The sequence below is a fragment of the Terrilactibacillus laevilacticus genome, assembly GCF_006517395.1.
Lineage (GTDB): Bacteria > Bacillota > Bacilli > Bacillales > Sporolactobacillaceae > Terrilactibacillus > Terrilactibacillus laevilacticus.
Map to the genome: position 1 here is coordinate 28,815 of NZ_VDCY01000010.1, position 23,702 is coordinate 52,516.

Consider the following 23,702-nt stretch of genomic DNA (forward strand, 5'->3'; position numbering starts at 1 on the left):
GCCTACCCCCTGTCCTTGTAAAAAATTCGAATATAGATAACGGCAAAGATCATGGTGAATATGGACATGATCTGGGCAAGAGCTGCTCCATAACTAAAATTTCCGAATACCATAGATTGTTGATAAGCAAGAAAAGATAATAATTGTGTTCCTCCGCCTGGACCGCCACCTGTCATAATGTAAACAATATCAAATGCTTTAAATGCTTCCATTGTTCTTATGATTAAAGCAACTAGAATAGCTGGTGCCAAAAGAGGAATTGTAATACTAAATAATCTTTGGAAAGGCTTTGCTCCGTCAACTTTAGCAGCTTCATAAATATCTTTTGGAAGACTTTGAAGAGCTGCTAACAGTATTAAAGCAACAAAGGCTGTGTTTTTCCAGATGTCAGCCGTCATAATGGCGATCAAGGCCGAAGTTGTGTGACTCAAAATATTGCTATACCCATCAGTAAATCCTAAGTGGGCTAGTAAACCTGTAATCGTGCCATGATCTGCATCATAGAACCATTTCCATAATACTGCGTTAACAATGGTTGGAAGAGCCCATGGGATAAGCATTAATCCTCTAACTAAACCTCTTGCTCTAAACTTTTCGTTCAGGATAAGGGCAATGGCAAGCCCTAAAATAAATTCAAATCCTACTGTTACAACAGTAAAAATAATGGTTTTCACCAAACTGTTCCAAAAAACACTATCTTTTAGAACGTTGATATAATTGGTAAAACCGATAAAGCTCCATAAGTTAGGGTTATCTAACTTATGGACATTTTTAGTAAGATCAATAAAACTAATAAAGATAGAGTAGAGAATAGGTGCCAGTGTTACACAGAGGATCACTAAGAATGCAGGGACTAGATAGACATAGGGTCTTATTTTTTTGATCATCTTCATCCTCCGAGTGATTAAAATAATGACTTACTGCTTAGTTGGTTTTTGATGCAGATTTTGCTTTTTTTACAGCGTTATCAAGAGCTGTTTTTGGATCTTTTTTACCTAAAAGTACTTGCTGTAGTAGAATTTGAAAGTCTTTTGAAAATTCATTATAGCCAACAAGAGATGGGCGAGATATTGTGTACTGTAATTGTTTCCCCATATCTTCCAAGGCTGGGTGATTTTTCTTTAGCTCTGGGTCTTTATAGAGATCTTGCCATACAGGTAAGGCACCTGCTTTTAAAGATTGTTCTTTTTGTATTTTTTTGCTGCCGAGGAACTTAATGAACTTCCATGCAGCGTCTTGATGTTCGGATTGTGGAGTTACCGCTAAATACATTGACCCTGTCGCAGTTTTGTGCTCAGATCCATTTGCAGATGGTACAAGACCAACTTTGACTTTTCCTTTCACAGCTGAATCATCTGCATTTAATTCATTCCAGTAGAATGACCAACCTGAAACGAAAGCTGTTTTTCCATTTTTAAATGCATCTAAGATTTGTCGATCATTATATCCCGTAGAGGCATCGGCAATAATTTTGTCTTTTCGAATGGAATCTCTCATATATTGGAGGGCTTGGACGCCTTCTTTACTGTTGAAAACGGGTTTACCGTTATTATCAAGGAATTGGCCACCAAAGGATCCAAGAAATTCACCAAAATAACCTACTAATCCTTCGCTTGCACCCCAGCCCCAAGCACTTGCTGGACCTTTTGTTATTCCTTTGTTTTGTAACTTTTTGGACATTTCAGTAAATTCATCCCATGTTGATGGCGGAGCGTTATATCCAGCCTTTTTTAACATATCTACATTGTAGTAAAAGAAGTAAGTGTCATTAAACATCGGAAAGCCATAATAATCTTTCTTATACTTTGTGATATTCAAACTAGCAGGTACTAGTTCTTTTTTTATGGTATCAGTCATTTTATCCGTTACAGGTTGAATAAAGGCTGAATCTGCATATTCTGCAGTCCACATTTCATCAACATCTACAACATCATAAGCAGCATCTCCTGAAGCATTAAATGAGGCAAGTTCTTTATCATGTAGTTGATCATAAGCCACACTTTCAAGTTTTACCTTGATGTTTGGATTTTCTTTTTCGAATTCTTTTACGGCTTCTTTTCGAAAATCAGCAAAATCATCGCTTGATATGACTCGTATTGTGACTTTTCCATTCCCATCAGAGCCATTTCCAGATGAGCATCCCGTTGTTACGAATATTAGAACTAAAACAAAGAGTAAGCTTAAAAGCTTTTTCATAGTCATTCTCCTCGTATTTATATTTTTATATGGATAAATTACATAAAGTCTTCAGTCTGTATTTTGTCAAAAGCGTAAGCAATAGCCCCTAGTGCCCCCGCATCGCTACCCAAACAAGCTAGTTCTATTTCTACTGGAATACTTGTTAAAGAAGCGACTTTGTGTTTGATATCTTCTATAACGATATTTAACGATTTTGAAACGCCGCCACCAATAACAATTTTTTTAGGATTTAAAAAACTTGTCATGTTTGCAAGGGTGATAGATAGGTAGGTGACAAATTGATCAATGATCTGATCAATTTCTTTCTGACCTTTTTTATAATTTGAAAGAACAAATTCCGCAGAATAACCTAGTTTTTCAAATGCCAAACCTGAAACTTGTTGTTCAAAAACACCAATACTTTTAGAATTATTTACTCTGCCATGTTTGGTATCTTCTCTATCAACAAATAAGTTGATTTCACCAGCAGAGAAATGATGCCCTTCAACCAACTCACCGTTTGCAATGATGGCACTCCCAATCCCGGAACCAATAGCTAGAAATATCATATTATCGGTCTTATCAATCGATCTTTCGCCAAGTGCTGCACAATTCACATCATTATTTATAAAAATAGGACATTTAAAGTAGGGCTGCATTTGTTCTAGTAAGTTGAAATTCTTCCAACCTAAAGCAGATAATTCAATAATTTCTCCTGATCTTGTATTAACGAGACCTGGAACACCTATCCCGATCCCAAAAATTCTCTTAGTGTCTACTCCAGATTTACTCATTGATGTTGAAATATAATCAGCTATTCTTTCAACATCTTTTGTTGAAGGATATATTTCCTTAAACACAATGTCGCTGTCCATATCTGTAATAATAATGATGATATTAGATCGACCAATATCTACACCAACACCGTAACCAGATTTTGGATTAAAACCAAGTTTCATCCCTTTTCGTCCACCACCAACGGTCGAATCACCTAATCCCAGTTCGAAAACAAATTTTTTCTCCAAAAGTTCATTTACAACGAGAGTCACTGTCGATCGACTGAGCCCTAATTTTTTTGAAATACTTGCTCTACTTATGGGTTGGTCACGGCGAATCGTTTCAAGAACTAAAGCTCTATTCATTTTTTTAATGAGATCTAAATTACCTTTCTTCAACACAGACCACGCTACTTTCACATTATTCTAGAATATATATTGATAGGATACATCAACTCCTTATTTTTTGGAAGTTTGTTTGTTCGAAGTATAAACAAACTATTTATCTAAAAAGATACATTAATCGATTAAATGTGTCAATATAGTTGTCGAAATATGTTAAATTATCTGACATAGTTTTTATAGTTTAGATGACAAGTTTACGGTGACAGGCACCGTAAAAAGACATTTTTACACCAAAGTCCACTCCATATGGACACGCGGGAACCAGAATTAATTAATAGGTTCAATAATTAACAAGGGTTTATATGCTATCTTCTTTTTTGATACAATATCAAGAATTTTTATAGGTAGATTATCTAATTAATTCCAAAATAGATGTTAATATATACAAAAATAGATGGTGAATATATCCTGCTAGGGGTAAAATAAAGGAGACTCTTAAAGAGGGGGGAATAGTTTTGGTTACCATTAGAAGGATATTATATATTTTCTTAGCTACTTTATTGGTTTTTTCATTTCCAATGGGTGTTTTTGCTAAAAGCCATTCAGTCTACAAATCTACAAAACAGTCAAACTTAAATCAAAAGACGGTGCCATTAAAAGAAAAAAAAGGGGATATGGATTACCTTAATCCAAACGACTATCCATTGATAAGTCCTGGAGGTAGTGCTGGGACATTGATTGATAGTTATGGAAGTCGTCATCAGATTACATATAATTCAACCATTGAGTCTTCAACTGATCAAATGAAGGTGCTTCTTGGGTATCAGAATGCTACATACTATAAAGATCCATACTTATATATTGAATTTTACACTAATAATAATGGCTCGATGGATTATTTAGGTAGCTCGACGTTTGACGTCAGTAATTCCTCCTATGCGATTCTAGGCACCCCAATGGATAAATCAATCTATGAAAATGATCCTTATATTTACATGCGGGTTGGTACATTGGCGGATTATGATGATCGTTACTATTCAGATGTGACATATTTTAAGGTATCGAATCCTTTTTATAAAGGGAGCACGGAAACGGATGCCTCGAGTAATTATGTTCTTGTCAGCAATGAATCAACAGATGGAGGACAAAGTGAGAGTTCGGGTACTTTTGAATTGAATAATAACAAATACGCCTTTAACAAAAAGATAGGGAAAGATGCGTATAAGTTAGATTACATTAAACCTTTTGATGCTAAAGATAAAAGTAAAGTGAGAAATAGAAATACAAAATCTATTAAATCGCAAAGTGTTTTAGGTGATAGTAAAGACTTCTGGGTTTCTAATCTTGAAACAAATACTGATTATCAAATTAATGCCACACTACTTTATAGCGGGGAAAAAACTAATGTTTGGGTCAATAATAACCAACTTACTTCACAGGGAGCTGAAGTATTAGGTAAAGAATTTGATGATAAAATTCATCCGTCAGACGTTGACAATTTTGGAAACGAATCTGACGTTGATGGAAACGGTAAAGTCAACATTCTTTGTTATGATATCCAAGATGGATTTAGCGGGAGCGGTGGTTATGTAGCAGGTTATTTTTATTCAGGAGATTTATATGCGACCACTCACTCCAATCAATCAGAGATATTTTACATTGATACGAACCCATTGATGGGAACGAGCTCATCAAAAGATGTATCTGCTGCCTATTCAACGCTTGCTCATGAATTTCAACATATGATTAATTACAATCAAAAGGTTTTTGTGCAAGGTCATAGTGAAATGGATACATGGATGAATGAAGGGTTATCAATGGCGGCCGAACAAATTTACTCAGGACAAGTTCTCAATGATCGGATTGATTACTACAATTATGATTCATCAATTGCCGCAGGTCATTCTCTACTCTATTGGGATTATAATGGAGATACATTAGCTAATTATTCTTTATCCTACTTGTTTATGGAGTATTTAAAAATTCAATGTGGCCAAGGGAATCGTATTTTTACAGAACTTATCAATGATCCGAATAGTGATTATGTAGCGGTAGAGGATCTCGTAAAAAAATATATTGATCCAACTTTGACGTTTGGAAAATTTATGACTGATTTTAGAGCAGCATTACTCTTGAAACAAAATTCAGGTTTATATGGATTTAAAGGGGATCAAGCATTTAATCAATTAAAGGCTAGACTTTATAGTGGCACTTCAACTTCACTCAGAGGCGGAGGGGCCTATGTTAAATCTATAAATTCACCAGCTGATTTTACGATACCTGTAGATAAAGGCCCAAATGTAACGTACACGCTGCTTTCAGCAAATCAGAATAATCCTGACACACCTATACCAAAAAAGCCTAACGTAAATTCTGTTGATGACAACGATACAATTGTTACAGGAACAGCTGATGCTAATGATAAAATCACTGTCTCTGTAAAGGGAAGTCAGATTGGTGATAGTTATGCAGATGGAAATGGTCATTTCAATGTTTCAATTCCAACTCAATCCGCAGGAACTGTACTAAATGTCTTTGCAGAAGATGCCTTTGGAAATAAAAGTGATGTGACGACCGTAACTGTTGTAGATAAGACAGCACCTGCAAAACCTACTGTAAACAGTGTGAGTGATCGAGATACAGTTGTTAGCGGAACCGCTGAAGCGAGCGCAAAAGTAATCGTGAAAAATGGAAACGATGTGCTCGGAATCGGTACGGCTGATGAAAAAGGCACATTTAAAGTTTCGATAAATAAACAAAAAGCGGGAAGTACATTAACCGTGTATGCCGAAGATGCCAGTGAAAATAAAAGTGAAGAAGTCAATGTTAAAGTAAGGGATAAAACAGCCCCATCAAAACCAACAGTATATACCTTTGGAGATAATCAAACGACTGTTTCAGGTAAGGCAGAAGCTGGATCTAGTATTACAATTAAATTGGGTAACGCCATCATAGGGAAAGGCACAACAAGTAACAAAGGGACATTTATAGTCACTGTTAAATCTAAGCAAAAAGCTGGAACCACGTTAATAGCTTATGCGACAGACGCGGCTAAAAATCAAAGCTCAGGCACCTCCTTTAAAGTGATTGATAAAACAGCCCCATCGAAACCAACAGTATATACCTTTGGAGATAATCAAACAACGGTTTCAGGTAAGGCTGAAGTTGGATCTAGTATTACAATTAAATTAGGTAATACCATCATAGGGCAAGGCACAACAAGTAACAAAGGGACATTTACAGTCACTGTTAAATCTAAGCAAAAAGCTGGAACCACGTTAATAGCTTATGCGACAGACGCGGCTAAAAATCAAAGTTCAGGCACCTCTTTTAAAGTGATTGATAAAACAGCCCCATCGAAACCAACAGTTTATCGATTTGGAAATAAAGATACGTATCTCTCAGGTAAAACGGAAGCCTATGGCAAAATTACGGTGAAAGTTGGAAATAAAGTTATTGGCTCAGCGAAAGCAGATTCAAAAGGTTCCTACAAAGCAAAAGTAGCCAAACAAAAAGCGGGGGTAGCCGTCGCTGTCTATGTCACTGATTCAGCAGGAAATACAAGTTCAGCAACGATAGTAAAAGTTGTTGATAATACAGCCCCATCAAAACCAACAGTTTATAGCTTTGGTGATAATCAAACGACCATTTCAGGAAAAGCTGAGGCAGGATCTAGTATTACGATTAAATCAGGGAAAACAGTGTTAGGCCACGCGACAACAAGTCATAAAGGGACATTTACAGTCAAGATTAAATCCAAACAAAAAGCCGGCATTTTACTAATAGCCTATGCAACAGACAAGGCCAAAAATCAAAGCTCTGGAACAACATTTAAAGTCGCTGACAAAACTGCTCCGGGTACACCAAGTGCCAATAACGTAACCTATAAATCAACAAAAGTGACAGGAAAAGCAGAAAAAGGCGCCACTGTTTATCTTTACAACGGAAGCAAATATCTTGGTAAAGCAACAGTCAGCTCAAAAGGTACCTACAGTATTAAGATGAAGAGACAAAAGAAAAACTCAACTCTCAAAATCTATGCAAAAGATAAAGCTGGGAACAAAAGTAAATATAGGTATGTGAAAGTGAAATAAATACGGTGTCAGGTACCGCAAAAAGACACTTTGATCGCATATTCCACGTGGAAAGGACATTAATGCCAAAGAGCATCCCTACGTAAGAGATCTACGAATTCCAACCATAAACAAAAAGAATAAATTAAGAAGAAAAGGGGTAATACTTAAGTAAGTTCATTTGTAGTCCCCCACACATAGCCCTTAATTGGGCTTATTTTTTTGTAGCCTATATGAGAGTATTAAATTTGAGTGACTCGGAGTTTACCACATTATTAGTATTAATAGAATAGGGAACAAACCCGCTTACTCTTTGAACAGAACAAAAGTTATATGAAATAAGATGGAGTGATAAGTAAAAAAACCAGCTATATAATAAAATTATAATAAACTGAAGTGTATTGAGTATTTTTCTACAATACATAAGTGGGAGGAATATTGTGCGAAAGTTGCTAAAAGTTATTTTACTTGTTACGTCCGTGATTATTTTAACAAGCTGTAATTCTGAAAAGGACAAAGAACAAAGTACCAGTAAAACAGACATAACAGAGGAAACGGATAAAGGAAAAAGTCTACAAGAAGAAACAGAAACAGAAAAAGAAACAGAAACAGAAGACGTTAAAGAAACGGGAATCATTCAACATCAAAAGGAAATGCCCCAAACCATTGAGGGAATTGTCAAGTACCCTGTAGGAGATTTAGCTGGTAAAGACACCTCCATCACAGATAAAAAAGTTCAAACCACTTTAGAATCTATTCCCACTTATCCTAAAAATGCAGGAGAAGATGACATAAACCAATTACTCTATTATTTGTATTCTCTTTATAAGATGGAATACGAAGATCCTAAGATTGTTGTCGATATGTTGTCCATTGGAAAATCTCCGGGTGATTTACCTAATAAAATGAAAACTGATACATTTAACGTCGAAATCATTCTTGATTCAAGTGGAAGTATGGCGAATAAAATAGGTACAAAGACAAGAATGGATTTAGCGAAAGAAGCCATTAAAGAGTTTGCGAAATCCCTTCCGAAAGAGTCTAATATTGCTTTAAGAGTCTATGGACATAAAGGAACAGGATCAGAAGCAGATAAGAAAATGTCTTGTCAATCTAGCGAGTTAGTGTATGATGTTCAGCCTTATGAAGAAAAAAAGTTAAATGATTCTTTAAATAAAATTGCTCCCGCTGGATGGACTCCATTAGCCCAATCTTTAAAAGAAGCCAAAAAAGACTTAAGAAAATATACTGGTGAAAAAAATCAAAATATTATTTATCTTGTAAGTGATGGTATCGAAACTTGTGGGGGAGATCCTGTAAAAGCGGCAAAAGGAATTAAAAGTTCGACTCTTTCCCCAGTCGTAAATATCATTGGCTATGATGTTGATCAAAAAGGACAGTCACAGTTAAAAGAAGTAGCACAAGCAGCAGGTGGGAAATATGTCAATGTAAAAAATCAAGAGCAATTGACAAGTGAATTCAATCAAACTACAGGAAATTCGATGAAGTGGTTGGCGTGGAAAAGCAATCAAAACATCCATCTCTTGCAAAAAACAGTTTCCCAACAAATCCATATCTACCAATTAACCAGTCGTTGGACAACAAGAAACTATAAAGAACAAAACTTAATTCAACGATCCTTACAATCTTTACTAAAAGATGACAAAATTACTTATGATCAATATACGAAATTAACGAAAAAAGTATCTAGTTACTATCAAAAACAAATTAAACAAGTGACAAATCTCCAAGAAAAACTTTTAAATAATACAGATAAGAATCTAGACAATTCATTAAAAGAGGTTGAGGATATTTACTCTAAGAATATCCAATAGGTGACAGGTACCGTAAAAAGACATTTTGATGGATATGGCCACTCTAGGAAGACATTTGAATAGTCGATACATGACTAAGCACGACATTATCCTAAGGAGGAGATGTCGTTCTTTTTGATGCTTCTATTCTTTATGAAGAACAATAATGGAAGGGATCCGTTTTCCTCTCAATCTATAAATCGCATTAAGCAACCTAAAATGGTGAATTAATACAAAAATTTTTTAGCCACACGTTTGAACGTGAGGCTTGATTTATGATACTTTATCATTTGATAGTCTCTGGAGTAGGTGGCAAGCTCTTGGATAGAGCGGTTCAGTTCATCAAGTTTTCCTTCAATCCGGTAAAGCAGATATAAGGTCACCATGATGGGGAAACCGACAACCTTTGTCATAGCGATCCATTGATCCATCATTCTAACCTCCTCATACTATAAGTCGCAGGGAAGAGGGGGAAATGGTGAGAGGAAGGGGGAAATTTTTGAAAAATTTTTTCAATATATTTCTACGCGAAAGTAAAAGATTGGTAAAAAATAAAAAAGACGCTGAAAAAAGCGTCTTTTGTCATGAAAAATGTTTAGTTCTGAGGAAAGTTTAAATAACAAGATGCCGCTCAAACGTTTTCCTATTCTCCTCTGTTGCCTCTCCTTCGGTAATAACCGTTCCACGATCAATCACGTATACATAGTCAGCGCAATCAATAACTGTGTCCAGGTTATGCTCGACAAGAATAATTGAGATCCCTTTTTCTTTCACTAATTGTTTGATTACACTTTGGATGAGTTTGACGATAGAAGGTTGGATCCCTTCCATAGGTTCGTCAAGTAATAAGAGTTTCGGATTGCTCATAAGAGCACGTGCAATCGCAAGTTGTTGTTGCTGGCCACCACTTAAATCGCCGCCTTTACGAGAAAGCATTTCTTTTAAAATAGGAAACAATGAAAGAATCTCTTCGCTGACTTTTTTAGATCGTTTATTTTTGGGAAGAGCTTCGTTTCCTAGTAGAAGATTATCTAATACAGAGAGGTTAGAAAAGATTTCTCTTCCTTGTGGGACAAAGGCGATTCCTTGTCTGACACGTTGATCAGGGCGCATGTGGTGGATTGATTGATTTTGATAGGCTATTTCTCCAGAGAAAGTAGGGAGGAGGCCAATGATCGATTTCATTAGAGTTGTTTTACCTACTCCATTTCTTCCGACAATGGCAACGACCTGATGTTCTTTGATTTTCAAACTAAGATCTCTTAGAACGGTGGAAGATTTGTAGCCTGTTTCTAAATGATTAATAGTTAACATGTTTTTCCCCCTGACCCAAGTAGACTCTAGCCACTTCTTCGTTGGCTGTTACTTCATCAATGGACCCTTCGCAGAATGTCGGTGACAGGCACCGCAAAAAGACATTATTGATTGATCCGTACACGGTGAAAGGACAACGGGATCAGCAAGGGGGTTGATTGCGTTTTTAACTTCAGTCTATGAACTGGTTTAGATTGACGCAGAATAACCATGTCAGAAAATATAACATTTGTTTAGACAATTTAGAAAATAGGTGTTAGGTTATATATAAACATACTGGTATGACCAGTTTGAAATGCATAAGTAAACATCAAGGAGAAGTCGTGATGATTGTTGTTAGCGAAACAGTACAAAAGTTTTTACTGGACTATATAAGAAAAAAAGATCTTCAACCGGGTGACAAATTGCCTTCTGAACGAGAGTTGGTTCAATTATTGGAAGTTGGACGATCATCGGTCAGAGAGGCTCTGCAGGTGCTGTCAGAGAGAGGAATCATTGAAAAACAACCAGGCAAAGGGGCGTTTTTAAAAAGCAATGTTTTTCATAATCATTTAGGAAATGTTAAGTCGTTAATGCCATCTATGGATACTCATTCATCTCTTGATTTACTCCAATTTAGAATAGGAACTGAATCAGAAATCGCCTATTTGGCTGCAAAAAATCGAAGTGACGATTGTATTCATATTTTAGAACAATCTATTTTAGACCTGGAAGATTGTATAAACAATGGAACATCTATTATTGCACCTGATTTGTTATTTCATGGGACATTAGCCAAAGCCACAATGAATGAATTAATTGTTCAAGTCTACTCAACATTAGTGGAATTTTTTAAAAAAGTAAGAATAGAAATGGCTATTAATGATGATGTTGAACATGCTTTGTATTATCATAAGGAAATCTTAAAAGCGGTTAAAAATAGGAATTCAGAAAGGAGCAGTATTCTCATGAGAAGACATATTGAAGATGTACAATTAAATTATAAAAAAATGCTTTCAGAGATGGGGGTGATTGAGTAAGAACGTTTTTTAGAAGTTGTCAAAATATAAAAAAGTGGGGTGTATACGATATTTGAAATTGACTCACATCCATAACCCTTAACTGTATAGATTGTTTTTTTAGTGAAAGGTAAACGTATACCTTTAAAAAACGGAAAATTCAAAATATAACCAAGAGGTGATAGAGAAGTGGCAATCCCAAAACATGCAAATGAGCAAGTCGTTAATTATGATGCAGGCCTTTATAATAGTGATTTAGCCCCTGTTAAGAAAGAAAAGAGGAATTGGACATGGCTTAATTTTACGACCGTTTGGATGGGAATGGTTCACAATATCGTAGCCTATGAGAGTGCAGGTAGTTTAATCGGAATGGGCATGAGCGTTTGGCAGGCGTTATTAACTGTTATTGTCGCCAATATTGTACTCATCATTGCGATGTGGTTGAATGGGACAGCAGGAGCAAAATATGGAACGCCTTTTCCAGTATTAATTAGAGCATCTTTTGGACATAAAGCAGCACATATTCCAGTTCTTTTGAGAGCTTTTGTGGCTATATTTTGGTTCGCTGTGCAAGCTTATGCAGGGAGTAAAGCAATTGATGCTATATTTGGCGCATTGATACCAGGTTGGAATAGCTTAAGTTCAATTAATATTCTTGGTATGGGATTAAATAGTGCGATCGCGGTAACACTGTTCTGGTTATTACATGCATGGATTACGTCACATGGAATGGAAAGACTCAAATTTTTCGAATTGTGGGCAGGTCCACTAGTCATTGTTTTAGGGTTATGTTTGGTTGTTTGGGCATTATTTGTCTCTCATGGTTTTGGTCCTCTTTTTGCAGAACATAGTAAATTAACTAATGCGGAATTCTGGGGCCTTTTTCCTGTATCTGTAACAGGTTTAGTAGGTATATGGGCCACGCTGGTTCTGAATATTCCGGATTTTACACGATTCGCTAGAAGTCAAAAAGACCAATCCATCGGTCAATTTATAGGTTTACCAGGTACTGCTATTCTTTTTGCCATTATGAGTATTATTACAACATCTGGTACGATCATTGCTTTTGGCCGACCAATATGGGATCCAGTGGAACTTCTCCAACAGTTTGGAAATCCGTTCATTTTAGTATTAGGAGCGGCAACTCTCATTATTGTTACATTGTCAGTAAATATAGCTGCTAATGTTGTCTCACCAGCGTACGACTTGGTTAATTTGTTTCCAAAAAAATTAACTTTCACTAAAGCTGGCGTTATCGCTATTGTTCTATCTTTGTTCTTTGCTCCTTGGCTTTGGTTCGATAACTCAGATACCATTTTTTCCATTATGGGGGCAGTAGGGGGCGCACTCGGACCGGTTGCTGGTATTATGTTTGCTGATTTTTATCTTGTGCGCCGGCAAAATTATGATCTCGATAGTTTTTATTTAACTCAAGGACAATATACCTATAAGGATGGTTGGAATCTTAATGCGCTCTATGCGATGGCTATAGGAACAGTCATTTCTCTCATAGGATTGTTTGTACCAGCATTAAGTTCGCTGTATGCCTATTCTTGGTTTTTAGGTGTTATCTCCGGGTTCATTGTGTATACCCTACTTATGAAAAATACGATGTCATCATCAGTAGAGATAAATGAGGAACGTCAATCTGTTTCTGAGTAAGCAATCATTATAGTAAAGAAATCGATTAAATGATGAAAAGGGACATTTTTAATAGGGTTAACAATAGATCGCTATTTTCTAAATAGTGATCTATTGCATTAAGTTATCTCATTCAATAACATCAATAGATTATAGAGAGAAGGATTCATATGATAGATTTATTACTACATAATGTTAAAAGCCTACATTGTGATTCTTTATTAGATGTAGGTATTGAAAATGGAAAAATCGTTTATTTATCTCATTCAAAGAGTGAGGTACCTAATTCCAAACAAATAATTGAAGGAAACGGAAATGTCTTACTCCCTGGACTCGTTGAATCACATATTCACTTAGATAAGGCTTTTTTGTTAGATAAGATGAATGAAGATGCGACAAATTTAAATGAAGCTATTAAACTCACCGCTCAGTTGAAACAAGGATTCACAAAAGAAGATATTAGAGAACGATCATTAAAGGTTTTAAAACGGTGTGTGGATTATGGTGTGACACATATGCGATGTCATGTTGAAGTTGATCCTATTATTCAAATGAAAAGTATGGAAGTACACCTGGAATTAAAGGAGCAATTAAAAGATTTAATCGATATACAAATTGTTGTTTTTCCTCAAGAAGGCATTTTTAAGCAAAAAGGAACAGCGGATTTAATGAGGGAATCTTTGATAATGGGAGCGGATGTTGTAGGGGGTATTCCATATAATGACCGAGATCCGATTGAACATCTGAATTTTGTATATCAGTTAGCCAATGAATTTGGAAAGCCATTAGATTTCCATGTTGATTTTTCTGATGATCCGAATCAATTAGCCATTTTAGATATTATCAAGCTCACCCATCTCTACCAAATGGAAGGCCGAGTTGCGGTGGGACATTTAACATCATTGGGCTCAGTTGAACATGAAAAAGCGAGACAGATCGCTTCAAAAATGGCCAAAGAGGATATACATGTCTTCTCACTTCCAGCCACCGATTTGTACTTGAATGGTCGAGGAGATACAGAAAGAGTTCGTAGAGGGCTCACACCAGTTAAACTATTGTTAGAAGAAGGAGTTAATGTTCTTTATGGAACGAACAATATTCGGAATCCATTTACTCCTTTTGGTACAGGAAATCCATTAGATATTGCTTTACTTTTAGCTCATTCAGCACAAATGGGAACTTTTGACGACGCTAAAATACTTCTCGAGATGACGACATATGGGGCAGCGAGAGCTTTAGGGTTAACGTCTTATGGAATAGAAATTGGTAAGGATGCGGATTTAGTTTTATTTGATTCAAAGGATATTCGTAATGTCTTATTGGACCGTCCAAAGAGACTTTGTGTGTGGAAAAAAGGTAAAGAAATTGGTACAGATTCCATTAGAAGTTTAATAAAAGTAAATTAATATATGAAAGAGGGGTATCCGGATGAGGTTCAGAGACAAGGTCGTACTTATTACAGGTGGGAGTTCAGGTATCGGAAAAGCAACAGTGGAAGCATTCCTTAAAGAAGGAGCGAAAGTCGCCGTTTTCGACTACCATTTAAATAATGATGATACATACAATAACTATCTATCATATCAAGTGGATGTCCGTCATTCAGAGCAAATTCTAACTTCGGTTGAGCAATTAGTGAGTGAATGGGGAAAAATTGATATTTTAGTAAACAATGCTGGAATTGAATTTGTGGCCCCTATTGAAGAGACAACTGAGGAAGATTGGGATCGTGTATTAGACACCAATTTAAAAGGATTATTTTTGGTCTCTAAAACAGTTCTTCCCTATCTCAAAGAGACAAAAGGGGTGATTGTCAATACGGCCTCGCAGTTGGCTTTAGTGGGTTCATCTTATTTTATCGCTTATACATCATCAAAATCAGCTATTTTAAACTTTACAAGAAGCCTTGCTTTAGAAACAGCTAAATATGGCGTTAGAGTCAATGCGGTTTGCCCTGGTGCCATTGACACACCACTGTTGCAGAGACAATTTGAAGATGGTAAGCGAGGACCACAAGGAACGATGGCTGACCTTGTGGCTATGCATCCATTAGGAAGACTAGGAAAGCCAGAAGAAATCGCAAAGCCTATTCTCTTTTTAAGCAGTAATGATGCATCCTTCATGACAGGAAGTGCTCTTGTTGTAGATGGAGGGTATGTTATTAAATAGGGGTGAAATAACGGTGACAGGCACCGCAAAAAGACATTTTGTCGGATCTGTTCATATGGAAAGGACAGTGGGGAATCCAAATTTTTTTATGAAGTTGAAGGAGTTTCTTAGTTAATCTAGAATTTATTATTATCCTAATTCTCCAATTCTCCGACAGCTCCCTTTTTTTGGATTATCCCCATTATCTATTATCTATCAAGGTTAAAGCAAGACAGGAGGTGCTTATTTGGCAAGAAAGAATCGTGTTTGGTTTCCTGGAGCAAAGTACCATATTACAAGTCGCGGTATTCGTAAAATGCCCTTGTTTTATGACGATGAAGATAGGAAAGAGTACTTGCGTTTATTAGAAGAGACGAAATGTCGAACCCCATTTTATTTACATGCCTATTGTCTTATGACAAACCACATTCATCTTCAAATTGAAACCCTCAATCATCCAACAAGCATTATTTTCAGATACCTTAACGTCAAATACGCTAAATATTTTAATAAAAAATACGATTTCACAGGTCACGCTTTTGACAAACGTTATGGAGCAGAGTTAATTGATTCTTTGGATTATGAATTGGAGGTGAATAGATATATTCATCTTAATCCCCTTCGAGCTAAGATGGTGTCAGATTTAGGTGATTATCCATGGAGTAGTTATGGCGTATACATTAGTCCGGAATCAGAGTCAATTGTTACGACTGACAGGATTTTAACTTTCTTCCCTGAGCCGAAGATTGAGAGTTATGTAAAGTTCCTTTTTGAGTGACAGGTACCGCAAAAAGACATTTTCCTTTAATACGTTCACGCTACAAGGACATGATATTGGAGTGCAATCATAGGATTTCATATTTAACAAATGATGAAAAATAAAGTAAAATATGATTAATCCAATCAGAAAGATGTGATTTGAAATGGGTCACAATCCAAGGTCAATTCCAAGACCACTAGTTAGAACGAATCAATGGTTTATTTTGTTGAGTGTCGTTGCAACCTGGATAACAGGGCAGTCATGGATTTTGCTTATTCCTTTAATATGTGGTTTGCTTGGACTTTTGTTTCATTACAACCCAATTATGAAATGGGCGAAGGTTTTCTTGAAACGACCAATGAATGAGTATATTCCAGAAGATCGGGATCAACAACAATTTAACCAAGTTATTGCAGTTTCCTGTTTAACTATCGGATATATTAGTTATTTATTACACTGGAACATTGTAGCCATTATCTTTACAGCCATGGTGGGTTTAGCGGCCTTTATCGCTATTTTAGGTTTTTGTATTGGGTGTTTTATCCGTTTTCAATGGCAACAGTATCTTTATCGCAGGAAAACGGGGACAAAAGGATGAAATAAAAATGAATAGATAGCGCTGAATTGGACTCCGGTTAAATTAGGAGTCTCATTTTTTGTCGAATAATCAATTCTTTTAATACTATATTAATACATTTGTTTGAAGAATAATAAACAAACTGAATGGATTCGTACAAGGCATGGCACCACATCTTGAAGTCCAACCAAATTGTGATGGTTAGCTGGATTAAGTTCTAACGTGTATTATCTGTTATTATCAGCATCCCTGATAGGCTAAAAACTTGCCTTAGAAAATTCTTTTTTTTTAATGGTGTGTCAACCCGTTGACATATTGATGCGGCTAATGTATGATAAATTTGTGGAAGCGCTACCAAATGAGATTTAAAATTGTTTACCACCGATTTAATCTTCGAAAAGGAGTTTTAAAAGAATTATAGGTTAAAGTTTTTTGTAACCGCATTCATTATTGCTATTACAATTTTATTTAATACTCTTAGGTTAATCAACGGAAGGAGCAAGATGTTATGAATATGATAAGAAGTAAAAACTATTGGTTTACGTCTGGATATCTATTTTTCTTTTTTGTTTCCTGGTCTGTTTGGTGGGCATTCTATGCAATTTGGCTTAATGAGAGTCTTGGTTTATCTGGGTTTCAAACAGGAACCCTTTATTCAATAAATTCAACGGTAGCTTTAATCTTCATGCTCATTTATGGGGTGATTGAAGATAAACTTGGAACAAGGAAACACTTAATATGGTTTCAGAATATTCTTCTGATTGGTACGGGTCCATTTCTAATTTATGTCTATGAACCTTTGTTAAACTCAACCTTTATTGTTGGAGCTATACTTGGTGCTATTTATTTAGGTGCAGCTTTTATTGGAGGGGTTGGTTTACTTGAATCATACACAGAAAAGTTAAGCCGTAAATTTCATTTCGAATACGGTACTTCACGAATGTGGGGGTCTCTCGGATACGCTATTGGTGCGTTGGTTGCAGGTATTGCGTTAGGTATCAATCCACATTTAAATTTTTGGCTAGCTTCGGCAGCCGGCGTTTTATTCTTCATTATCAATTGTTTCTATAAAATAGAGATTAGTGAAAAAGAAAAAAAGGAAACATCGGAATTAGATTTAAAAAGCATTGTCAAAACATTTAAACTTAAAAAATTTTGGTTATTTATTGTTTTTTTATTTGGAACTTCTTGTATTTACACCATCTATGATCAACAGTTATTTCCGATATTTTTCACAAAACATTTTCCCGATGCAGAAACGGGCTATCATTTTTATGGATATCTCAACTCCTTCCAGGTTTTCCTTGAATCTGCGGTGATGTTTGTTGCCCCATTTATCGTCAATAAACTTGGTGCAAAGCGGTCTCTTGCCTTGGCTGGAATGATTATGGGGTCACGTATAGTTGGTTCAGCCATGGTTGACAGTACAATCGGATTATCAATGATCAAACTCTTACATGGATTTGAAACGCCTCTTTTGGTTATTGCAGTGTTTAAATATATTGCTAGGAATTTTGATTCAAGATTATCTGCCACCATTTATTTAATTGGGTTTCAAATTTCAGGACAAATCGGCGTTATTGCTTTTTCTTCCTTAATAGGTTCTTTATACGATCGATCTGGTTTTAATTTTACTTTCATCACGATTGGCTCTGTCGTCTTTGCTTTTACCATTTTCTCGATCTTCTTCTTGAGTAACGATAAGAAAAAAGTAGCAAACGCAACAATAGTGACAGGTACCGCAAAAAGACATTTTGATTGATTTGTTCACGGTGAAAGGACAGTGGGGAATCCAAATTTTTTATTAGAAGTTGGAGGAGTTTCTTAATTATTTCAAGAATCTATTATTATCCACTTCTCCAATAGCACCCTTTTTGGATTATCCCCATTATCTATCACATTAGAATAATCGAAATGCCAAATCCCATTTTATCTTCACTCCTTTTGTCTTATGACAAACCACGTCCAACTTCAAATTGAAACCCTCAATCATTTAACAAGTCCCATCATTTAAACATCTTCATTTTAAATATAGAAAGTATTTCAATAAAAAGTATGACTATACAGGCCACATGTTTGAAAGTCGTTATGGAGCAGAGATATTAGATTCAGTAGATTATGAGCTGGAGGTGAATAAATATATCCATTTAAATCCAGTGCGAGCAAAGATGGTATCTGATTTAGCTGATTACCCGTGGAGTCGTTACAATTTTGATATTAACTCTGAATCAGGGTCGATGGTTACGACTGATCGGATTTTTCTTTTTTTCCTAAGCTTAAGGTTGGAGTTATGTAAAATTCATTTTAGGATGACTACTTTTTTACATTTACTTTACAATATTCGTCTCTTTTCTTAACGATTCGACGAGATAATAGGATTAAACAAATAGATAATATGTCCTATTAAGAGGTGAAGCTAACATGAATCGTCTGAAATGGAAACATTTAAAGCTAAATGAAAAATACAGTATTAGCCTTATTGCTATATTTGTTTTATGGATTATATCCACTGTGATTAGCTGTATTTTATTACTACAAGTAGAAAAAAGTATCGACAACATGGGAAGACAGAGTGTTAGGTCTAATGATATTTCGGAAATGAGTGCCCTTTTTAGAAGTAAAGGGATGTATGTGGCTGATTATTTGATCAATCCCAGTGATGATATTATTGAATTGTTAACAAAAGACCAAGCAAAACTAACAAAATTAGAACGAAAAATCGGTCCCTACATGAATACGAGTTTACAAAAATCCAAATATAATAAAATTATCCAGTATGATTCACGTCTCTATAATCTTTTTCAAAATGAGTTCGTTCCTGCTGTTCTCATGAAAAAAACGGTTAAAATACAAGAAATAAAAGAACAAGAAGCTCAATTAAGAAATGAGACTATTCAATTACTAGATCAATTAAAAAGGTCAGTGAAATCTAGTCAAGCGGCGGAAGGACATATTCAAAATACAATTAACGTTATTATATTAGGTATTATTGTATCACTAGGTTTAAGCCTGATGATCTTTTGTATTATTCATCGGTTAATGAAAAAAGATTATCAACAAGTACTGCATGTTACCGATAGAATGGCAGAAGGAGATTTAGATACAAAACCTATTAACATTCACAGTCATGATGAATTTGGACAAGTGGCAGATTCCGTCAATAAAATGAGAATAAATATGAAGAGGATAATCCAAGAGATCGTAAAATCATCCCATCAAGTAAGTAAGAATAGTGAGCACTTATTGCATTCCACTCAAGTGGTTACCCTTAACAGCCACAATATTACCGAAACGATGAATGAACTATCTAAAGGACTTAATGATCAAACGAAAAATACACAGAATGTGGCTACCTTGACGTCTCAATTTATGCATGACCTTGAGAATGAAACATCAAATGCTAGACTAGTTGAAGATATTTCTCACCAAGTGATTCAACTTACAAGTAAGGGAGGATTCTTAATTGATCAAGCCATGAAAAATATGAAAGAAACAGATAATTTAGTGGATGAATCTCTTTCTAAAATGATAGATTTGAATCAGCGTACACAAGATATGTCAAAACTCGTGTCTTTAATTCAGAATATCTCAGAAAAAACAAAATTATTAGCTTTAAATGCATCGATTGAAGCAGCTAGAGCAGGAATTGATGGCAAGGGTTTTGATGTTATTGCACACGAAATTCGTGCCTTATCCGAGCAATCCCAATTAAATGTTAAAATGATAACCGACATGATTCTTGGAGTGAAAGAGAATGTAGATCAAGTGAGCCAATCTCTTGAACGGGTGAATCGTCATGTAAAAGAAAGTTCTCAACAGATGCAGATTACTAATCAACAATTTATCGATATTAAAGCATTTATGTTCAATTTGGGAGATAAAATAAAGAACATAACGAAACGGCTAATCAATATTAATCTCAATGGAAAACACATTAATTCTTCTATAGAACAAAATGCCGCGATGTTTGAGGAAACCCATGCCGGGTTTTTGCAGATTTCGACTTCTATGGAACATGTGGATCAAACGGTTGAAGATATATCACTGGACATTCATCGATTAACACATGTATCAAAGGATTTAAAAGAGGTAGCATCTCTTTTTACGGTGACAGGCACCGCAAAAAGACATTTTCTTTGATACGTTCACTCTGAAAGGACAGTATTAGAACACACTAATAATAAATGGTTTAATGTGTTAAGTGTCATGGATAACAGGGCAGGCATGGATTTTACTCATTCCATTAATTATGATCTGTTAGGTCTTATTTTTCATTACAATCCTATTATGAAAGGGGGAAGATTGTTTGTTGATCATTCTTTAGGTTTCATTATTAATCGGTCAAATTTAATACTGAAAATAGTGCTATATCTTCCTATAGAAGTTCCAGAAGATACAGTACTTTTTTTGTAATGAGGAGGATTTATAAAAAGAATCAAGTTCTATATACAAAATAGTCCATTATATCCATCACAATAACAACAAAAGAATGTGAATTTAATGAAAAATAAAATAAAAAAGTATTGAAAATTTTTAAAAAAATAATATAATAATTATTAAACTTAGGTTATTAATTCAGCCTAATAAATAGTAATAATTAAAAATAACTTTAAAAAAGCAAGATAATAATATGTATAACTAAATTTAGTTTAATAATATGGAAGTGGCTTAATGTCTTATAATCTGAAATATAAAAATTCTATTCGAAAATACCATTACTTTTTGCTTCTTAGTTTAATTCAAAAAAGGAAACAAATTTCTAGAGCTCAGTTAGCTAAAATTACTCAAATGAGTAATACAAGTGTAGGAAAGATTGTTAAGCAATTAATTGAAGATAAGTTAGTTATTGAAGTAGGAAAATTGAAAGGGGTGGTAGGAAAAAGCGCTACACTATTAGAGATTAATCCAGAAGGTTCTTACGTAATCGGTATCAATATCGATTTAAATTCAGCTCAAATTGCTATTGTAACTTTAAATGGAGAGGTAATTGAACAAAGAAACATAGTTTGTGACATGAAACAAAAAGCAGAAAATGTGCTTGATCAAATAGTGTATAGTACTTTAGACATAATTAACCGTGCTGATCCAAAAGTTGTTGAAAAAATAATGGCTATAGGTGTTAGTATTCCTGGCCCAATTTCATGGCCGGATGGAGAAGTTCTTATGGTTCCTCAGTTCCATTGGAAAAACGTTCAAGTTAGGGCCTATCTTGAACAGAAATTGGATTTTGTAGTGTACGTGGATAATGATGTTAGAGCAGTATTATTGGCTGAGAGTCTTTTTGGAAATATGAGGGAATATGGTAATTCTGTTTGTCTTTATATTGGTAGTGGAGTTGGCAGTGCTGTTATGATTAATGGTGAGATATTAAGAGGCCATCGTAATACACTTGGGGAAATTGGACATATTACCCTAGATCCCCATGGGGCCATGTGTGATTGTGGGAGATTAGGTTGTCTTCAAACATTCATTTGCTCATCAGAACTAGAAAAGCAAATGCAAATTTCAATTCAAGAAATTTATACGGATTATCATAAAGGAGAATACAGCGCTATAAGAATTATAAAAAGAGCAAGGGACTATTTAGGAATAGCCATATCTAATATTGTTAGTATGTATAACCCTGAAGCTATTTTACTGGCAGGACCAATGATTCAACAATTTCCAGAGCTCATAGATGGGGTTGAAGATGTATCTAATGAATATGTCTGGTATCCTTTAAAGGATTCATTTAAAATAATAAAACCAAAAATTGGTAAAAATAGCAGTGTTATCGGAGCAAGTGCTCTTGTTTTAAATGAATATTTAAGACCTACATTTGAAACATTCAAATAACTTTGTCAGAATATTCAATTTATCCATGCGTGAACTAAATAATAAATCCGTTTCATCAAAAATAAAAATCTAATGAAGATTAAAAATACTTAACTATAATGGGAGAATTACCTATATGCGTGTTATACAAACAAAAGATTATGAAGAAATGTCTAAACAAGCCTTCAATGTTATTTTTAATGTCATAAACAAAAATGAGAATGCTGTTATTAATACAACAACCGGAGCAAGTTATGATGATGTTTTTAATTTGTTAGTTGAATCCATTAATAATAACAAGCTTTCTATAAAGAATGCAATTGTTATGAATTTAGATGAGTATATAGCTGATAGAGATAAATCTTTTACAGTCTATACGTATATGCAGGAGAAATTTTATAGCCGGATTAAGACACAACCTAAATTGGTGGAATTATTAGACGGTAGTGTATCAGACCTACAATCAGAAATAATCCGTTATAATGAGGTATTGAAAAAATTTCCGAGAGATTTACAGATCCTGGGATTAGGGGTTAACGGACATTTAGGTGCTAATGAACCAGGGACATCCTTTAATTCTCGCTTATTTTGTGCCGATAGTGAAGAATCTACAATTGAGAGTACAATTAGATACCATCATTTATCTCGTAAAGAAGCTCCAACTAAAATGTTTACATTAGGTTTGGCTGATATCATGGAAGCAAAAGAAATACTTTTGACTGCTTCAGGTGAGAGGAAAGCTAAGGCAGTTAAAGCCGCACTTGAAGGACCTATCAATGTAAACTGTCCGGCTTCTATCTTAAGAGCACATCCAAACGTTACATTTATCATAGACTACGCAGCAGCATCACTGTTAGAAAAGGACTATCATAACCCACCTGTTTTGAAGCCTTGATCAAATGATGTTTGATATGGATTGTATAGATATGGATATAAGTTCTGATAGTTATTTATGTCAAACGATGCGAAATAAAATGTCTGTATATTCGGCCATATTTATAAATTCGGAAAAATATAATAGAATAATGCAACTAATTGTTCTGAAAATAGTCAGATATATAATGTGTACAATATCAAAAAAAAAAAGTACAAAAAAACAATTTTGTTAGGGCTAGATTAAATTCTTATTGCACTTAGTAAGTCAAAAAAGTGGTAAATTAATAATTTAATAGATATTTATTACTGAAAAGGTAGACAATATAATAATTAATTCACCTTAGTACATACTTCTTAGACAGTTACGGGATAAAAATTCATGTCAAAAAGG

General features: G+C 34.9%; 17 protein-coding genes. 12 read left to right on the forward strand and 5 right to left on the reverse strand.

Features of this window, described 5'->3' with window-relative positions; translation table 11 throughout:
- Positions 1 to 2: 2 nt before the first annotated feature.
- From FG390_RS11425 to FG390_RS11435, 3 genes are read right to left on the reverse strand one after another with little or no spacing between them, the layout of a single operon-like run.
- Positions 3 to 887: a carbohydrate ABC transporter permease gene (locus FG390_RS11425; protein WP_181406479.1), complete on the reverse strand. Its 885-nt coding sequence runs from the start codon at positions 885 to 887 to the stop codon at positions 3 to 5.
- Between the two features lie 37 nt (positions 888 to 924).
- On the reverse strand, positions 925 to 2,196 hold the full coding sequence (locus FG390_RS11430) for an extracellular solute-binding protein (RefSeq protein ID WP_181406480.1): 1,272 nt from the start codon (positions 2,194 to 2,196) through the stop codon (positions 925 to 927).
- Positions 2,197 to 2,234: 38 nt separating this feature from the next.
- Complete coding sequence (locus tag FG390_RS11435) at positions 2,235 to 3,353, reverse strand: ROK family transcriptional regulator (RefSeq protein WP_141191172.1); 1,119 nt, start codon at positions 3,351 to 3,353, stop codon at positions 2,235 to 2,237.
- Positions 3,354 to 3,814: 461 nt separating this feature from the next.
- Here FG390_RS11435 and FG390_RS11440 point away from each other — a divergent pair, with 461 nt between their 5' ends.
- Entirely contained in the window at positions 3,815 to 7,393 is a 3,579-nt protein-coding gene (locus tag FG390_RS11440; RefSeq protein WP_246092796.1) for an Ig-like domain-containing protein, read from the forward strand.
- A gap of 419 nt (positions 7,394 to 7,812) precedes the next feature.
- Positions 7,813 to 9,207 carry a VWA domain-containing protein gene (locus FG390_RS11445; RefSeq protein ID WP_141191173.1) on the forward strand — a complete coding sequence of 465 codons (1,395 nt, stop codon included), beginning with the start codon at positions 7,813 to 7,815 and terminating at the stop codon, positions 9,205 to 9,207.
- Positions 9,208 to 9,413: 206 nt separating this feature from the next.
- Here the strand turns inward: FG390_RS11445 and FG390_RS11450 are convergent, their stop codons facing one another.
- Both FG390_RS11450 and urtE read right to left on the reverse strand, forming a co-directional pair.
- Positions 9,414 to 9,620 carry a YvrJ family protein gene (locus FG390_RS11450; RefSeq protein WP_258311658.1) on the reverse strand — a complete coding sequence of 69 codons (207 nt, stop codon included), beginning with the start codon at positions 9,618 to 9,620 and terminating at the stop codon, positions 9,414 to 9,416.
- Between the two features lie 178 nt (positions 9,621 to 9,798).
- Positions 9,799 to 10,500, reverse strand: coding sequence for an urea ABC transporter ATP-binding subunit UrtE (gene urtE / locus FG390_RS11455; RefSeq protein WP_141191174.1), 702 nt, complete (start codon positions 10,498 to 10,500; stop codon positions 9,799 to 9,801).
- A 326-nt stretch (positions 10,501 to 10,826) separates the two neighbouring features.
- Between urtE and FG390_RS11460 the strand changes: the two genes are divergently transcribed.
- The 10 genes from FG390_RS11460 to FG390_RS11510 all read left to right on the forward strand — a co-directional run bounded on the left by FG390_RS11460 (position 10,827) and on the right by FG390_RS11510 (position 23,330).
- Positions 10,827 to 11,519: a FadR/GntR family transcriptional regulator gene (locus tag FG390_RS11460; protein WP_246092797.1), complete on the forward strand. Its 693-nt coding sequence runs from the start codon at positions 10,827 to 10,829 to the stop codon at positions 11,517 to 11,519.
- Positions 11,520 to 11,687: 168 nt separating this feature from the next.
- On the forward strand, positions 11,688 to 13,160 hold the full coding sequence (locus FG390_RS11465; RefSeq protein ID WP_258311659.1) for an NCS1 family nucleobase:cation symporter-1: 1,473 nt from the start codon (positions 11,688 to 11,690) through the stop codon (positions 13,158 to 13,160).
- A gap of 149 nt (positions 13,161 to 13,309) precedes the next feature.
- A complete protein-coding gene (locus FG390_RS11470) occupies positions 13,310 to 14,545 on the forward strand; it encodes an amidohydrolase family protein (RefSeq protein WP_141191175.1) in 1,236 nt (411 codons plus the stop codon).
- A gap of 22 nt (positions 14,546 to 14,567) precedes the next feature.
- Complete coding sequence (locus FG390_RS11475) at positions 14,568 to 15,305, forward strand: SDR family NAD(P)-dependent oxidoreductase (RefSeq protein WP_141191176.1); 738 nt, start codon at positions 14,568 to 14,570, stop codon at positions 15,303 to 15,305.
- A 226-nt stretch (positions 15,306 to 15,531) separates the two neighbouring features.
- Positions 15,532 to 16,062, forward strand: coding sequence for a transposase (locus tag FG390_RS11480; protein WP_141191177.1), 531 nt, complete (start codon positions 15,532 to 15,534; stop codon positions 16,060 to 16,062).
- A 145-nt stretch (positions 16,063 to 16,207) separates the two neighbouring features.
- Positions 16,208 to 16,642 (forward strand): DUF4395 domain-containing protein, encoded by a 435-nt coding sequence (locus tag FG390_RS11485; protein WP_141191178.1) that lies wholly within the window; start codon positions 16,208 to 16,210, stop codon positions 16,640 to 16,642.
- Between the two features lie 487 nt (positions 16,643 to 17,129).
- Entirely contained in the window at positions 17,130 to 18,383 is a 1,254-nt protein-coding gene (locus FG390_RS11490; protein ID WP_258311661.1) for an MFS transporter, read from the forward strand.
- Between the two features lie 659 nt (positions 18,384 to 19,042).
- Complete coding sequence (locus FG390_RS11495; protein ID WP_141191179.1) at positions 19,043 to 20,761, forward strand: methyl-accepting chemotaxis protein; 1,719 nt, start codon at positions 19,043 to 19,045, stop codon at positions 20,759 to 20,761.
- 531 nt (positions 20,762 to 21,292) lie between these two features.
- Positions 21,293 to 22,456, forward strand: a complete 1,164-nt coding sequence (locus FG390_RS11505; protein WP_141191181.1) for an ROK family protein — start codon at positions 21,293 to 21,295, stop codon at positions 22,454 to 22,456.
- 115 nt (positions 22,457 to 22,571) lie between these two features.
- Positions 22,572 to 23,330: a glucosamine-6-phosphate deaminase gene (locus FG390_RS11510; protein WP_141191182.1), complete on the forward strand. Its 759-nt coding sequence runs from the start codon at positions 22,572 to 22,574 to the stop codon at positions 23,328 to 23,330.
- Positions 23,331 to 23,702: the final 372 nt, after the last annotated feature.